This window comes from Streptomyces sp. NPDC030809, assembly GCF_055572195.1.
This window is the reverse complement of the sequence record NZ_JBVIDV010000017.1, coordinates 59,376-74,394: the sequence shown is the minus strand read 5'-3', so window position 1 is coordinate 74,394 and position 15,019 is coordinate 59,376. Positions and strand designations below refer to the sequence as shown.

The 15,019-nt window shown below is 72.8% G+C and carries 14 protein-coding genes; 12 read left to right on the top strand and 2 right to left on the bottom strand.

Features of this window, described 5'->3' with window-relative positions:
• Positions 1–72 precede the first annotated feature (72 nt).
• Together ACZ407_RS22560 and ACZ407_RS22555 are read left to right on the top strand one after the other, a co-directional pair.
• Entirely contained in the window at positions 73–1,164 is a 1,092-nt protein-coding gene (locus tag ACZ407_RS22560; protein WP_468130920.1) for an ABC transporter permease, read from the top strand.
• Positions 1,161–1,844, top strand: a complete 684-nt coding sequence (locus ACZ407_RS22555) for an ABC transporter ATP-binding protein (protein ID WP_468130918.1) — start codon at positions 1,161–1,163, stop codon at positions 1,842–1,844. Before ACZ407_RS22560 ends, ACZ407_RS22555 begins: the two co-directional genes overlap by 4 nt.
• 514 nt (positions 1,845–2,358) lie before the next feature.
• Here the strand turns inward: ACZ407_RS22555 and ACZ407_RS22550 are convergent.
• Positions 2,359–3,159 (bottom strand): IclR family transcriptional regulator, encoded by an 801-nt coding sequence (locus ACZ407_RS22550; RefSeq protein WP_468130916.1) that lies wholly within the window; start codon positions 3,157–3,159, stop codon positions 2,359–2,361.
• 340 nt (positions 3,160–3,499) lie between these two features.
• On the opposite strand from ACZ407_RS22550, the gene allB reads away from it, so the two are divergent.
• The 4 genes from allB to ACZ407_RS22530 all read left to right on the top strand — a co-directional run bounded on the left by allB (position 3,500) and on the right by ACZ407_RS22530 (position 8,447).
• Entirely contained in the window at positions 3,500–4,834 is a 1,335-nt protein-coding gene (allB, locus tag ACZ407_RS22545) for an allantoinase AllB (RefSeq protein WP_468131105.1), read from the top strand.
• A 2-nt stretch (positions 4,835–4,836) separates the two neighbouring features.
• Entirely contained in the window at positions 4,837–5,958 is a 1,122-nt protein-coding gene (gene alc / locus ACZ407_RS22540; RefSeq protein ID WP_468130914.1) for an allantoicase, read from the top strand.
• A gap of 287 nt (positions 5,959–6,245) precedes the next feature.
• Positions 6,246–7,175, top strand: coding sequence for a DMT family transporter (locus ACZ407_RS22535; protein ID WP_468130912.1), 930 nt, complete (start codon positions 6,246–6,248; stop codon positions 7,173–7,175).
• A gap of 81 nt (positions 7,176–7,256) precedes the next feature.
• Positions 7,257–8,447: a cytochrome P450 family protein gene (locus ACZ407_RS22530; protein ID WP_468130910.1), complete on the top strand. Its 1,191-nt coding sequence runs from the start codon at positions 7,257–7,259 to the stop codon at positions 8,445–8,447.
• A gap of 62 nt (positions 8,448–8,509) precedes the next feature.
• Here the strand turns inward: ACZ407_RS22530 and ACZ407_RS22525 are convergent, their stop codons facing one another.
• On the bottom strand, positions 8,510–9,526 hold the full coding sequence (locus tag ACZ407_RS22525; RefSeq protein ID WP_468130908.1) for a Gfo/Idh/MocA family protein: 1,017 nt from the start codon (positions 9,524–9,526) through the stop codon (positions 8,510–8,512).
• 154 nt (positions 9,527–9,680) lie between these two features.
• On the opposite strand from ACZ407_RS22525, the gene ACZ407_RS22520 reads away from it, so the two are divergent.
• The 6 genes from ACZ407_RS22520 to ACZ407_RS22495 are packed head-to-tail and all read left to right on the top strand — an operon-like array spanning position 9,681 to position 15,016.
• A complete protein-coding gene (locus ACZ407_RS22520) occupies positions 9,681–10,697 on the top strand; it encodes a sugar ABC transporter substrate-binding protein (RefSeq protein WP_468130906.1) in 1,017 nt (338 codons plus the stop codon).
• On the top strand, positions 10,694–11,734 hold the full coding sequence (locus ACZ407_RS22515; RefSeq protein WP_468130904.1) for an ABC transporter permease: 1,041 nt from the start codon (positions 10,694–10,696) through the stop codon (positions 11,732–11,734). The genes ACZ407_RS22520 and ACZ407_RS22515 overlap by 4 nt, the downstream gene beginning before the upstream one ends.
• A complete protein-coding gene (locus ACZ407_RS22510; protein ID WP_468130902.1) occupies positions 11,731–12,546 on the top strand; it encodes an ATP-binding cassette domain-containing protein in 816 nt (271 codons plus the stop codon). Before ACZ407_RS22515 ends, ACZ407_RS22510 begins: the two co-directional genes overlap by 4 nt.
• Positions 12,547–12,562: 16 nt before the next feature.
• Positions 12,563–13,774 carry an ROK family glucokinase gene (locus tag ACZ407_RS22505; RefSeq protein ID WP_468130900.1) on the top strand — a complete coding sequence of 404 codons (1,212 nt, stop codon included), beginning with the start codon at positions 12,563–12,565 and terminating at the stop codon, positions 13,772–13,774.
• On the top strand, positions 13,771–14,352 hold the full coding sequence (locus ACZ407_RS22500) for a hypothetical protein (protein WP_468130898.1): 582 nt from the start codon (positions 13,771–13,773) through the stop codon (positions 14,350–14,352). The genes ACZ407_RS22505 and ACZ407_RS22500 overlap by 4 nt, the downstream gene beginning before the upstream one ends.
• Before the next feature lie 31 nt (positions 14,353–14,383).
• Positions 14,384–15,016 (top strand): MBL fold metallo-hydrolase, encoded by a 633-nt coding sequence (locus ACZ407_RS22495; RefSeq protein WP_468130896.1) that lies wholly within the window; start codon positions 14,384–14,386, stop codon positions 15,014–15,016.
• Positions 15,017–15,019 lie beyond the last annotated feature (3 nt).

Below are 15,019 nucleotides of genomic sequence, written 5' to 3'. Positions count from 1 at the left end.
GCACCCTTTGACCCGAGGATGCCTCCCGTGGCGCGATGCCCGGCGCCCGCCCGCACGGCCAAGGTGGGGGACATGTTCGTCGCATGGAGAGATCTGCGGTTCGCCAAGGGCCGCTTCGCCCTGATGGGCGCCGTCGTGGTGCTGATCACCCTGTTGGTGGGGCTGCTGTCCGGGCTCACGTCCGGACTGGCCCGTGAGAACACCTCGGCGGTGACCGGACTGCCCGCCGACCACCTGGCCTTCGCCGCCCCCGCAGGGGACCGGAAGGTGTCCTTCACCAACTCCTCGGTACCCGAGAGCGCCTGGCGCAGCTGGGCCGGCCGGCCCGGGGTGGACGCGGCCGAGCCGCTCGGGATCCGCACCCTCAACGCGGCCGCGGGCGAGCGGGCCGCCGCCGTCTCGGCCTTCGGCGTGGCACCGGACTCCGGGCTGGCCCCGCGGGTGCCGGACGCCCCGCTCGGGCCGGGCAGGGCGATCCTGTCGGAGAAGGCGGCCGAGGAGCTCGGCGTGGGCGCCGGGGACACCGTGAGGATCGGCGGGGTGACGGAGACCGTGGCGGCCGTGGCCGGCACGGCGGCCTTCAGCCACACGCCGGTGGTCTGGGTGGCCCTCGACGACTGGCAGCGGATCGGCGGCGCAGGCAGCCCTCCGCAGCCGCAGGCCACCGTGGTCGCGCTGCGCACCACCGGGTCCGCGGACCTCGCGGCGGGCGACGCGGCCGCCGGTACGAAGACCCTGACGCGGGACGAGGCGCTGACCGCCATCGGCTCGTACACCGCCGAGAACGGATCGCTCCAGCTGATGCGCGGCTTCCTCTTCGCCATCTCCGCCCTGGTCATAGGGGCCTTCTTCACGGTGTGGACCATCCAGCGCAGCGGGGACATCGCCGTCCTCAAGGCGCTCGGCGCCGCCACGCCGTACCTGCTGAAGGACGCGCTCGGCCAGGCCGTCGCCATGCTGGTCGCCGGCACCGGGCTCGGCTCGCTGCTCGCGGCCGGCATCGGGGCGCTGATCGGCGGCGGGGACGTGCCCTTCGTGCTCGACCTTCCGACCGTGCTGGTCCCCGCCCTGGTCATGACCGGCCTGGGAGTGCTCGGCGCGGCGCTGTCCATCCGGCGGATCACCGCCGTAGACCCCCTGACCGCACTCGGGAGCGCCCGATGACCCTCCTCGTCCACGACGTCACGCTCACCTACCCCGACGGCGACGGCCGGCTCACCGCCCTGGACGCGGTGCACCTGGACGTGCCGGCGGGCACCCTGGCGGCGGTGGTCGGCCCCTCGGGGTCGGGCAAGTCCAGCCTGCTCGCGGTGGCGGCCACCCTGGTGACCCCCGACTCCGGGCGGGTGGTGGTGGCGGGCCGGGACACCGGGAGCCTGTCGGCGGCCGGACGGTCCGCGCTGCGGCGCGAGCACATCGGGATCGTGTTCCAGCAGCCCAACCTGCTGCCCTCGCTGACCTGCGCCGAGCAGCTCCAGGTGATGGCCCACATCTCCGGGCGCCCGTCGCGGCGGCTGCGCCGGCGGGCGCTGGAGCTGCTGGACGCGGTGGGCCTGGCGGAGAAGGCCGACCGGCGGCCGCACGAGCTGTCCGGGGGGCAGCGGCAGCGGGCGAACATTGCGCGGGCGCTGATGAACGAGCCCTCGGTGCTGCTCGTGGACGAGCCGACGAGTGCGCTGGACCACGAGCGGGGGGAGGCGGTGCTCGACCTGCTGGTGGACCTGACGCGGGAGCGGGGGACGGCGACGGTGCTGGTCACGCACGACCGTACGCACCTGTCCCGGGTGGACCGCACCCTCACCATGACCGACGGCCGCCTCACCCCCACGCCCGTCCCCGCCTGACGCCCGAGGGGGCAACCCCCAGCCTCGCCGGCGATTGAGGCGCGGGTCCGGGCGGAGCCCGGTGCCCGGCGCCAGCCGGGTTGCTCTTGGGGCTCCGCCCCGAACCCCGCTCCTCAAGCGCCGGAGGGGCTGGGTGTTGCCCTCGCGCCTCGTGCGTGCGCGGAGCGGGAAGGGTTGCCAGGCCCGGTGGCCAGCCGACCGCCGTCGTGTCGGGGCTCCGCCCCGAACCCCGCTCCTCAAGCGCCGGAGGGGCTGGGTGTTGCCCTCGCGCCTCGTGCGTCCGCGGAGCGGGGAGGGTTGCCACGCCTGGCGGGCGGCCGGCCGCCGTCGTGTCGGGGCTCCGGCCCCGAACTCCGCTCCTCAAGCGCCGGAGGGGCTGGGTGTTGCCCTCGCGCCTCGTGCGCCCGCGGAGCGGGAAGGGTTCCCCCGGTGGGCACCGGAGCCCGCTTCGTCGGCGGTCGGCCCAGGACGGCCGGGTTCCGGGCGCGGCCCGGTCAGGTCCGGGCAGGCCCGGCTACGCCGGGTTCTGGTTGGCGAGGGCCACCGAGAGTTCCGCGGCCACGTTCTGGAGGATGGGGACGATCGTCTCGGTCGCGGCCTCCGTGACGCGGCCGGCCGGGCCGGAGATGGAGATGGCCGCGGCGGTCGGCGAGTTCGGCACCGACACGGCGAGGCAGCGGACTCCTATTTCCTGCTCGTTGTCGTCCACCGCGTAGCCCGCCTTGCGGACCTGCTCCAGCGCCTCGAGGAAGCCCTCCGGGGTGGTGATGGTCTTCTCGGTCGCGGCCGGCATGCCCGTACGGGCGAGCAGCGCGCGCACCTCCTCGGCAGGGGTGTACGCCAGCAGCGCCTTGCCGACGCCCGTGGAGTGCGGCAGCACCCGGCGGCCCACCTCGGTGAACATGCGCATGGAGTGCTTGGACGGCACCTGGGCGACGTAGACGATCTCGTCCCCGTCGAGCAGGGCCATGTTGGCCGTCTCGCCGGTCTCCTCGACCAGGCGGGCCAGGTACGGCCGGGCCCACGTGCCCAGCAGCCGCGAGGCGGACTCGCCGAGCCGGATCAGGCGGGGGCCGAGGGAGTAGCGCCGGTTGGTCTGCTGGCGGACGTATCCGCAGGCGACCAGGGTGCGCATGAGGCGGTGGATGGTGGGCAGGGGCAGTCCGCTGGCGGCGGAGAGCTCGCTCAGGCCGACCTCGCCCCCGGCGTCGGCCATCCGTTCGAGCAGATCGAAGGCGCGCTCGAGGGACTGGACGCCACCGCTTGCGGCGGTCTTGGCGGAAGCGTCGGTGGTGCTGGCGCTGGACGTCGGCACGGCGCGATCCTTTCGGTGCTGGCAGGCAAGGAAGCAGCCTACCGGGCGCGGGTCGGCCGCCCTAGTGCGAGGGGCCGGACCGTACCCGCCGGTCAGAGGGGGTTTGTCCCGGGTGGGCCGGGCCTCGGTGTGGCGACCGGTGTGCTCTCCGTGGTGATAGCTACGTTCTGTAGAGCGAAATCTTAATTCCATTCTGTGGAAACATCCAATTGCGGCGCGTACCGCTCGGGTGACCGTCCGGGCACTCTTGACGGGCCCCCGAGTTGGCGTGAAGACTCCGTCAACAGAACGTTGAATTTCGCTCTGTGGAAGTAGATACGGGAGGTTCCGGGTGTCCGACGTGGCGGTGGAACTGGTACTGCGCTCGACGCGCGTCATCACCCCGGAGGGGACGCGCCCGGCCTCGGTCGCCGTCGCCGCCGGGAAGATCGCGGCCGTGCTGCCGTACGAGGCCGAGGTCCCCGCGCAGGCCCGGCTGGAGGACTTCGGGGACGACGTGCTGCTCCCCGGCCTGGTCGACACCCACGTCCACGTGAACGACCCCGGCCGCACCGAGTGGGAGGGCTTCTGGACCGCCACCCGCGCCGCCGCGGCCGGCGGCATCACCACGATCCTCGACATGCCGCTCAACTCCCTGCCGCCCACCACCACCGTGGACCACCTGCGCATCAAGCAGGAGGTCGCCCGCGCCAAGGCGCACGTGGACGTCGGCTTCTGGGGCGGCGCCCTGCCCGACAACGTCAAGGACCTCGCCCCGCTGCACGAGGCCGGCGTCTTCGGCTTCAAGTGCTTCCTCTCCCCGTCCGGCGTGGACGAGTTCCCGGAGCTCGACCAGGAGCAGCTGGCGACCTCCCTCGCCGAGATCACCGGCTTCGGCGGCCTGATGATCGTGCACGCCGAGGACCCGCACCACCTGGGCAGCGCGCCCGTCGTGCCCGGTCCCAAGTACGCGGACTTCCTCGCCTCCCGGCCGCGCGACGCCGAGAACACCGCGATCGAGAACCTGATCGCCCAGGCCAAGCGGCTCGGCGCCCGCGTGCACGTCCTGCACCTGTCCTCCAGCGACGCGCTGCCGCTGATCGCCGCCGCCAAGGCCGAGGGCGTACGGATCACCGTCGAGTCCTGCCCGCACTACCTCACCCTGACGGCCGAAGAGGTCCCGGACGGCGCCAGCGAGTTCAAGTGCTGCCCGCCCATCCGCGAGGCCGCCAACCAGGACCTGCTCTGGGACGCGCTCGCCGACGGCACGATCGACTGCATCGTCTCCGACCACTCGCCCTCCACTGCCGACCTCAAGACGGCCGACTTCGCCACCGCCTGGGGCGGCATCTCCTCCCTCCAGCTGGGCCTGCCGGCCGTCTGGACCGAGGCGAAGAAGCGCGGCCGCACCCTGGAGGACGTCGTCCGCTGGATGTCCGAGGCCCCCGCGCGGCTGGCCGGGCTGAGCCAGAAGGGCGCCATCGAGGCCGGCCGCGACGCCGACTTCGCCGTCCTCGCCCCCGAAGAGACCTTCACCGTGGACCCGGCCGAGCTCCACCACCGCAACCAGGTCACGGCGTACGCGGGCAGGACCCTGCACGGCGTCGTGAAGTCCACCTGGCTGCGCGGTGCGCAGATCGCCGCCCACGGCACCCCGTCCGAGCCCACCGGCCGACTCCTCGAAAGGCAGAACTGACTGTGACGGCGATTCCTTCCTACACCGGCAACGCGAACCCGTACGGAGGCGGCGACCCGTACGCCGACTACCGCACGGCCGAGTTCCCGTTCACCCAGTACGCGAACCTCGCCGACCGGCAGCTCGGCGCGGGCGTCATCGCCGCCAACGACGAGTTCTTCGCCCAGCGCGAGAACCTGCTGATCTCCGAGGCCGCGCACTTCGACCCCGAGGACTTCGGCCACAAGGGCAAGGTCATGGACGGCTGGGAGACCCGCCGCCGCCGCGGCGTCTCCGCCGAGCAGCCCTGGCCCACCCCCGAGGACCACGACTGGGCGCTCGTACGCCTCGGCGCCCCCGGCGTGATCCGCGGCATCGTCGTCGACACCGCCCACTTCCGCGGCAACATGCCGCAGGCCGTCTCCATCGAGGGCACCAACTGGGAGGGCGCCCTCGCGCCCACTCCGGAGGAGCTCCAGGGCGAGGACGTGAAGTGGACGACCATCGTCCCGCGCACCCCGGTCGGCGGCCACGCGGCCAACGGCTTCGAGGTGACCGCCGAGCAGCGCTTCACGCACCTGCGCGTCAACCAGCACCCGGACGGCGGCATCGCCCGCCTGCGCGTCTACGGCGAGGTCCTCCCCGACCCGCAGTGGCTGGCCGCCCTCGGCTCCTTCGACGTGGTGGCCCTGGAGAACGGCGGCGCCGTCCAGGACGCGTCCAACCGCTTCTACTCCCCGCCGACCAACACCATCAACCCGGGCCGCTCCCGCAAGATGGACGACGGCTGGGAGACCGCCCGCCGCCGCGACAACGGCAACGACTGGATCCGCTACCAGCTCGTCGCCGAGTCCGAGATCCGCGCGGTCGAGATCGACACCGCCTACCTCAAGGGCAACTCGGCCGGCTGGGCCTCCCTCTCGGTGAAGACCGGCGAGGAGGGCGAGTGGACGGAGTTCCTGCCCCGCACCCGCCTGCAGCCCGACACCAACCACCGGTTCGTGCTCGACACCCCGGCGGTCGGCACCCACGTCCGGATCGACATCTTCCCGGACGGCGGCTTCTCCCGCCTGCGCCTGTACGGCTCGCTGACCGAGCAGGGCACGGCGGCGCTCACCGCCCGCCACCAGGAGCTGAACGGCTGACCCGCAGCCGCATGAGACCCGGGCGAAGCGACACCCGCCCGTGACCGGGCACGTGCCGGAAGACAGCGCCTGCACGTGCCCGGACCCGTGGGGCGTACCGGAAGACAGCGCCGGTACGCCCCACAAGCATGCCCGCGCCCGGTCCCGGGCGCCCCGCCCTCCCCGGCCTGCACCCCCGCGCGCGGCCGGAGAAAGGTGTAGCAGTCACCCGTTTCCCCCGGTACGGTGATCACCCCCGTGCGAGCCGCCGAAGCCTCCACCCGCACCCAGCCGTTGGAGAGAAACCGGTGACCTCCGCCAGCGCCGCCGCCGCGCCCGCCCTCGCCCCCCGCCGCCCCTGGGCCGCAGACCTGCCGGTCCTGCTCGTCGCGGCCGTCTGGGGCGGCAGCTACCTCGCCGCCAAGGGCATCACCCTGGCGCACACCGTGGTGGCCGTCCTCGTCCTGCGCTTCGCCCTCGTCCTGCCCGTGCTCGTCCTCGCCGGCCGCCGCGGGCTGCGGGCGCTGACCCCCGCCCAGTGGCGCGGGGCCGGCCTGCTCGGCCTGGTGCTCAGCGGGATCTTCCTGCTGGAGACGTACGGGGTGGTGCACACGTCTGCCACGAATGCCGGATTGATCATCAGCCTGACCATGATCTTCACGCCACTCGCCGAGGCCGCGGTGCGCCGGGTCCGGCCCCCGGCTGCCTTCCTCGCCGCGGCCGGGGTCTCGGTGGCGGGCGTGGTCCTGCTGACCCAGGGGGCCGGGTTCACCGCCCCCTCCGGCGGCGACCTGCTGATGCTGCTCGCGGCCCTCGCCCGTACCGCCCACGTGCTGTTCATGTCCCGGCTGAAGGCGGTCCAGGGGGCCGACGCGCTCTCGCTCACCACCGTCCAGCTCGGCGCCGCGGTGCTCGTGTTCGCCCTGCTCGCAGCCCTGCCGGGCAGCGGGAGCACGCCCTGGGAGGCGGCGGCCGGCTTCGGCGCGGCCCAGTGGGCCGGGCTGCTGTTCCTGTCGGTGTTCTGCACCCTCTTCGCCTTCTTCGTGCAGATGTGGGCGGTGCGCCGCAGCTCGCCCTCCCGGGTCAGCCTCCTGCTCGGCACCGAACCCCTGTGGGCCGCCGCCGCGGGCATCGCCCTGGGCGGCGAACACCTCGGCGCCGCGGGCCTGGCGGGCGCCGCCCTGGTGCTGGCCGGCACCGCCTGGGGCCGCCGTGCCGCGGCCCCGGAACCGGCCTGAACGGATGTCCGAAAACCGCCCCTGCCGGCTGTGCTACTCGTAGGCTGAGCTGATCAAATCTACGGGGGAGGGGTGGCCGACATGCCACTGATGGACATCACCAACTACGCCGAGGACTTCAACGCGAATCCGTACCCGCACTACGAGGAGATGCGCAAGACGGGCCCGGTCCACCGGGTCAAGGACGCCGAGGGCAACTACATCTGGCTGGTCATCGGCTACGAGGAGGGCAGACAGGCCCTCGCCAACCCGGCCCTGCACAAGGACTGGCGCACCCACGAGCAGTACGCCGAGCAGACCCGCGCGACCGAGGTCAACCGGAACATGCTGGAGGCGGACCCGCCGCACCACACCCGGCTGCGCAAGCTCGTCGCCCGCGAGTTCACCGGCCGCCGCATCGAGGCCCTGCGCCCGCGGATCCAGGAGGTCACCGACGCGCTCCTCGACGCCATGGCCGCCGACCCGGGCCGGCAGGGCGACCTCATCGAGTCCCTGGCCTTCCCGCTGCCGATGACCGTCATCTGCGAGCTGCTCGGCGTCCCCGACCTCGACCGGGAGCCCTTCCGGCTGATGTCCAACGAGATCCTGGCGCCCGAGAGCCCGGAGACCGAGCTCAAGGCCCTCCAGGACATGGCCGCCTACCTCGCCGGACTCATCGAGCGCAAGCGGGCCGCCGGCGGCGAGGACCTGATCAGCGCCCTCATCCGCACCCAGGACGAGGACGGGGACCAGCTCGACGGGGAAGAGCTCATCGGCATGGCCTTCCTGCTGCTGGTGGCCGGCCACGAGACCACCGTCAACCTGATCGCCAACGGGGTGCGCGCCCTGCTCGACCACCCCGAGCAGCTCGCCGCACTCCGCGCCGACCTCGACGGGCTCCTCGACGGGGCCATCGAGGAGATGCTCCGCTACGACGGGCCCGTCGAAAACGCGACGTTCCGCTTCGCCCGCGAGGACATGGAGATCGCCGGGGTCGCCATCGCCAAGGGCGACCCGGTGCTCGTCTCCATCGCCGCCAGCGGCCGCGACGAGGAGCGCTTCCCCGACGCCGCCAGGTTCGACATCCGCCGCGCCCCCCAGGGCCACCTGGCCTTCGGGCACGGCATCCACTTCTGCATCGGCGCCCCGCTCGCCCGGATGGAGGCGAAGATCGCACTCCGCGGCCTGCTGGAGCGCTTCCCGGACCTCTCCGCGGTGCCGGACGCCGAGCCGTACGAGTGGATCACCGCCTCGCTGATCCGGGGCGTCAAGCGGATGCCGGTGCGCTGGTAGCCGCCGTGTCGTGCCCCTCGGCGCCGGCCCGCAGCCGCACCGCGGTCCGCAGGCCCGGCCCCTCAGCGGACCGGAAGGCCGGCCGGCACCTCCGACAGGAGGACCGGCCGGTGCTCCCGGCGCGACAGCTCGCACGCCTCCGCGATCCGCAGGGCGTGCAGTCCCTCCTGCCCGGAGCACGGGTTCTCGCCCTCCCCGCGCACCAGCCGCACGAACGCGTCGAGCTCCGCCTCGTACGCGGGGGCGAACCGCTCCAGGAAGCCGGTCCACGGCTTGCTCGCGGGCGGCGGGCCCTGCGGCTCGGTCGAGGCGATCGGGGTGCGGTCGTCCAGCCCGGCCGAGACCTGGTCCAGCTCCCCGGCCAGCTCCATCCGCACGTCGTAGCCCGCGCCGTTGCACCGGGTGCCGGTGCTGGTCACCAGGGCCCCGCCGGTGAGCCTGAGGACCGCGGCGGCCGTGTCCACGTCCCCCGCCTCCCGGAACATCGCGGGCCCCGCGTCCGAGCCGGCGGCGAAGACCTCCACCACCTCCTGGCCGGTCACCCAGCGGACCATGTCGAAATCGTGCACCAGGCAGTCCCGGAACAACCCGCCCGAGCCCGGCAGGTACCCCGCGGGCGGCGGGGCCGGATCCGCGGTCATCGTCCGTACGGTGTGCAGCCTGCCCAGGGCCCCGGTGCGGACCAGCTCCCGGGCGGTCCGGTAGCCCGCGTCGAAGCGGCGCATGAACCCCAGCTGGAGCGTGCCGCCCACCGCGGCCACCTCGGCCAGGGCGGCCAGGGTCCCCGCCAGGTCGGGGGCGACCGGCTTCTCGCAGAAGACCGGGAGCCCGGCACGGGCCGCCCGGGTGATGAACCCGGGGTGGGCGGCGGTGGCGCACGTGATCACCACGGCGTCCACGCCCCAGGTGAAGACGGCGTCCACGGTGGGCGCGGCCGTGGCACCCAGCCGGTCGGCGAGCGCCAGCGCCCGCGCCGGAACGGCGTCGGCCAGCAGCAGGGAGCCGGCGTCGGGATGCCTGCTGAGCGCCGCGGCGTGGAACGATCCGATCCGGCCCGTCCCGATGAGCCCGATACGCATGGATTCAACGTGGCCCCGCGACGGGCACCTGTCAATCATTTCGGCGTTTGCCGCGTTTCCACCGGGTTCGGCGTTCCGGTCCGGGTGGCGGATACTTGGGCGGCTGGAATCGGTATGGCCGTATTTACTCGATGCATGGGAAGGGCGCGGCGACGTGGCTAGGGTTCGGACAGGGGCGGCACGCGCCGTGGGCGTGCTGCTCGCGGCGGTGCTGGGAGCCTCCCTCGCGGGATGCAGCAGTACGGGCGGCAAGCGCGCCGAGGAGCGGGCCCGCGCGGCAGCCGAGCAGGGCCGCCCGGCCGTGTCCACGCCCCGCTGGACCTTCGCCATGGTCACGCACGCGGGCGACGGGGACACCTTCTGGGACATCGTCCAGAAGGGCGCCAAGGAGGCCGCGGCCAAGGACAACATCAACTTCGTCTACTCGCACGACGACCAGGCGCAGCAGCAGGCCCAGTTCGTGCAGAACGCCATCGACCAGAAGGTCCAGGGCATCATCGTCAGCCTCGCCAAGCCCGAGGCGCTCAAGGACGTCATCGGCAAGGCCGTCAAGGCCGGCATCCCCGTGATCACTGTGAACTCGGGCTCCGCCCAGTCCAAGGAGTACGGCGCCCTCACCCACATCGGCCAGGACGAGGTCATCGCGGGCGAGGCCGTCGGCTCCGAGCTGACCCGCCGGGGGCGGAAGAAGGCCGTCTGCGTCCTGCACGAGCAGGGCAACGTGGGCCACGAGCAGCGCTGCGCCGGGGCGAAGAAGACCTTCGGCGGCACCCTGGAGAACCTGTACGTCGAAGGCACCAACATGCCGTCCGTGCAGGCGGCGATCCAGGCGAAGCTCCAGTCCGACCCCTCCGTCGACGCCGTCGTCACCCTGGGCGCGCCCTTCGCACCCACCGCCGTGAAGGCCAAGGACGCGGCCGGCAGCAAGGCCGAGATCGACACCTTCGACCTCAACGAGTCCGTCGCCCGTGACCTCAAGTCCGGGGCCCTCGGCTTCGCCGTGGACCAGCAGCCCTACCTCCAGGGGTACGAGGCCGTGGACCTGCTGTGGCTCTACCGCTACAACGCCGACGTGCTCGGCGGCGGCCGCCCGGTGCTGACCGGCCCCCAGATCGTCACCGCGGACCAGGCCGCCGCGCTGGAGTCGTACATCAAGCGGGGCAGCCGGTGACCGCCTCCGCCCCCGCGGCCGGGGACGAGCGGCTCGCACCGGTCTCCGCCGTGAAGCGGCTGCTGGCCCGGCCCGAGCTCGGCGCGGTCGTCGGCGCCGCCGCCGTGTTCGTGTTCTTCTCCTTCGCCGCGGACAGCTTCCTGCGCGCGAGCAGCCTCAGCACCGTCCTGTACTCGGCGTCCACCATCGGGATCATGGCCGTGCCGGTGGCCCTGCTGATGATCGGCGGGGAGTTCGACCTGTCCGCCGGTGTCATGGTGACCAGCTCGGCGCTGGTCTCCTCGATGTTCAGCTACCAGATGACGGCCAACGTCTGGGTGGGCGTCGGCGTCTCGCTGCTGGTCACCCTGGCCTTCGGGTTCTTCAACGGGTTCATGCTCACCCGCACGAAGCTGCCCAGCTTCATCATCACCCTCGGCACCTTCCTGATGCTGACCGGCCTGAACCTCGGCTTCACCAAGCTGATCAGCGGAACGGTCTCCACCAAGGCCATCGGGGACATGGAGGGCTTCCCCTCCGCCCGGGCCCTGTTCGCCTCCCAGTGGACCATCGGCCCCGTCACCCTCAAGGTGACCATCCTGTGGTGGTTTGCCCTGGTGGCCCTGGCCACCTGGATCCTGCTGCGCACCCGCGCCGGCAACTGGATCTTCGCGGTCGGCGGCGGGGCGGACGCCGCCCGCGCGGTCGGCGTGCCCGTCGTGAAGACCCGCATCGGGCTCTACATGGGCGTGGCCCTCTGCGCCTGGATCTCCGGCCAGCACATCCTGTTCTCGTACGACGTGGTGCAGTCGGGCGAGGGCGTGGGCAACGAGTTCCTCTACATCATCGCGGCCGTCATCGGCGGCTGCCTGATGACCGGCGGCTACGGCTCCGCCGTCGGCTCGGCGGTCGGCGCGTTCATCTTCGGCATGGCGAGCAACGGCATCGTCTACGCCCAGTGGAACCCCGACTGGTTCAAGTTCTTCCTCGGAGCGATGCTCCTTCTGGCCACCCTGCTCAACGCCTGGGTGCGCAAGCGCGCGGAGGCGACCGCATGACCGCCCTGATCGAGCTGGACGGCGTCAGCAAGCACTACGGCCACATCAAGGCCCTCGAAGGGGTGTCGCTGGAGGTCTCCGCGGGGGAGATCACCTGCGTGCTCGGCGACAACGGCGCCGGCAAGTCCACCCTCATCAAGATCATCGCCGGACTGCACCGGCACGACTCCGGCACCTTCCGCATCGAGGGCGAGGAGACCGTGCTGGCCAACCCGCGGGCAGCCCTGGACCTGGGGATCGCCACCGTCCACCAGGACCTCGCCGTGGTCCCGCTGATGCCGGTGTGGCGCAACTTCTTCCTCGGCTCCGAGCCCACCCGCGGCCGCGGCCCATTCCGCCGCCTCGACGTGGCCCGCATGCGCGCGACCACCCGCAGCGAACTGCTGCGCATGGGCATCGACCTGCGCGACGTGGACCAGCCCATCGGCACCCTGTCCGGCGGCGAGCGGCAGTGCGTGGCCATCGCCCGCGCCGTGTACTTCGGGGCGAAGGTGCTGGTCCTCGACGAGCCCACCGCGGCCCTCGGGGTCAAGCAGTCCGGAGTGGTCCTGAAGTACGTGGCGGCCGCCCGGGACGCGGGCCTCGGCGTGGTCCTCATCACCCACAACCCGCACCACGCCCACCTGGTCGGCGACCGGTTCGTCCTGCTCAAGCGCGGTGCGATGGCCGGCAGCCACACCCGGGACTCCATCACCCTGGACGAGCTGACCCGCCAGATGGCGGGCGGCTCCGAGCTGGAGGAGCTGAGCCACGAACTGGCACGGGTGGCAGAATCGGATGAACGGCCCGACCGGGACCGCGACGGACACTGAGGGACACCAGCACTCGATGAGCACGTACCGGGAGTTCACGCTCGCCCACCGGGGCTCGGCGCGAGGCACCGTCCTGCGGACCGTAGGCACCCGCGAGCGGCGCTCCCACCTGACCGCCCCGCGGGTCCCCACCGTCGGCATCGACATCGGCGGCACCAAGGTGATGGCCGGGGTCGTCGACGCCGACGGCGTGATCCTGGAGAAGCTGCGGACCGAGACCCCCGACAAGTCCAAGAGCCCGAAGGTGGTCGAGGACACCATCGTCGAGCTGGTCCTCGACCTCTCCGACCGGCACGACGTGCACGCGGTGGGCATCGGCGCGGCCGGCTGGGTGGACGCCAACCGCTCCCGCGTGCTCTTCGCCCCCCACCTGGCCTGGCGCGACGAACCGCTGCGCGACGCCCTCCAGTCCCGGCTGGCGGTCCCGGTCATGGTGGACAACGACGCGAACACCGCCGCCTGGGCCGAGTGGCGCTTCGGCGCCGGCCGCGGCGAGGACCACCTCGTCATGATCACCCTGGGCACCGGCATCGGCGGGGCCATCCTGGAGGACGGCCAGGTCAAGCGGGGGAAGTTCGGAGTGGCCGGCGAGTTCGGCCACATGCAGGTGGTCCCCGGCGGCCACCGCTGCCCCTGCGGCAACCGCGGCTGCTGGGAGCAGTACAGCTCCGGCAACGCCCTGGTCCGCGAGGCCCGCGAGCTGGCCGCCGCCGACTCCCCGGTCGCGTACAACATCATCGAGCGGGTCAAGGGCAACGTCCCCGAGATCACCGGACCGCTCATCACCGAGCTGGCCCGCGAGGGCGACGCCATGTGCGTCGAGCTGCTCCAGGACATCGGCCAGTGGCTCGGCGTGGGCATCGCCAACCTCGCCGCCGCCCTCGACCCGTCCTGCTTCGTCATCGGCGGCGGGGTCAGCGCCGCGGACGACCTGCTCATCGGGCCCGCCCGGGACGCCTTCCGCCGGCACCTGACCGGCCGCGGCTACCGCCCCGAGGCCCGGATCGCCAAGGCCCAGCTGGGCCCCGAGGCCGGCATGGTCGGCGCCGCCGACCTGGCCCGGCTGGTGGCCCGCCGCTTCCGGCGCGCCAACCGTCGCCGGGTCGAGCGCTACGAGCGCTACGCCCAGGCCGGCCGCCTGTGGACCGGCTTCACCGCCGGGGACGGCCGCAAGGCCGCGGACGGCGCTGCCGCGGGGGACAGCAGCACGACGAAGGACCAGCCGTGAACCCCACCCTGCCCCGCCAGGCCCACGCCCCCGACGAGGGCGGCGCCCGGCCGCCCGAGGACCGCCGGCACGTGGTGCGCCGCCGCTGGCTGACCGCGGTCATCATCGTGCTCCTCATCGGCATCCCCGCGGGCTACCTGGCGATCTCCGCCGAGCAGAGCCGCGACAGCGGCCGGGACAAGGCCGCCAAGGTGGGCGCCACCCAGGTCCGGGCCGGCTGGCCCTCCCGGGTGCAGCGGGGCATCTACCAGGTGCCCGTCCCCGACTGGTCCACGAACGTGGGCTACTACGAGACGAACAACTGGCGGACCAGCCGGCTGTACGTCCAGTTCACGACCAACCCCGTGGACCTCGGGATCTTCCTCAAGGCGGTGGGCGCCTCCACGGAGGCCCTGAAGCCGGGCGTCTGCATCGGCGAACGGGACTCCGGGGTGGCCGGCTGGAGCTGGCCCGAGGACCGCACCTGGGTCTGCACCACGCACGAGCAGCCCGACCCGCACCCCACCCGGGACGTCACCGTGGACATGACCGACCCGGAGCAGCCGCGCGTCTACGTGGTCTCGACCGTCACCCCCTGACGCCCCGCGTCCCAGGCCATAGCCTGGGATCATGAAGCTCACCAAGATGCTGCACTCGTGCGTCCGGCTGGAGAAGGACGGGCAGACGCTCGTCATCGACCCCGGCGCCTTCAGCGAGCCGGACGCCGGGCTCGGCGCGGACGCCCTGCTCGTCACCCACGAGCACCCCGACCACTTCGACGAGGGCCGGCTGCGCGCCGCCCTCGACACCAACCCGGCGGCCCGGCTGTGGACCCTGCGCAGCGTGGCGGAGAAGCTCGCCCCGGCCTACCCGGGCCGCGTGCACACGGTGGGCAACGGGGACACCTTCACCGCCGCGGGTTTCGACGTACAGGTCCACGGCGAGCTGCACGCGCTCATCCACCCCGACATGCCGCGCGTCACCAACGTCGGCTACCTGGTGGGCGGGTCCCTCTTCCACCCCGGCGACGCGCTCACCGTGCCCGGGGTCCCGGTGGAGACCCTGATGCTGCCCGTCCACGCCCCGTGGAACAAGGTCGGCGAGGTGATCGACTACGTCCGCGAGGTCAAGCCGCAGCGGGCGATCGACATCCACGACGCCTACCTCTCGGACATCGCCCGGCCGATCTACGACTTCGCGCTGGAGTCCCTCGGCGGGGCCCCGCACGCGCGACTCGCAGCAGGTGACGCGACCGACCTGTGACTG

Coding starts and splice junctions, on each gene's coding strand:
- ACZ407_RS22530 (WP_468130910.1), top strand. CDS start 7,257: ATGCCACTGATGGACATCACCAACTACGCCGAGGACTTCAACGCGAAT.
- ACZ407_RS22560 (WP_468130920.1), top strand. CDS start 73: ATGTTCGTCGCATGGAGAGATCTGCGGTTCGCCAAGGGCCGCTTCGCC.
- ACZ407_RS22510 (WP_468130902.1), top strand. CDS start 11,731: ATGACCGCCCTGATCGAGCTGGACGGCGTCAGCAAGCACTACGGCCAC.
- ACZ407_RS22505 (WP_468130900.1), top strand. CDS start 12,563: ATGAGCACGTACCGGGAGTTCACGCTCGCCCACCGGGGCTCGGCGCGA.
- ACZ407_RS22495 (WP_468130896.1), top strand. CDS start 14,384: ATGAAGCTCACCAAGATGCTGCACTCGTGCGTCCGGCTGGAGAAGGAC.
- ACZ407_RS22525 (WP_468130908.1), bottom strand. CDS start 9,526: ATGCGTATCGGGCTCATCGGGACGGGCCGGATCGGATCGTTCCACGCC.
- ACZ407_RS22555 (WP_468130918.1), top strand. CDS start 1,161: ATGACCCTCCTCGTCCACGACGTCACGCTCACCTACCCCGACGGCGAC.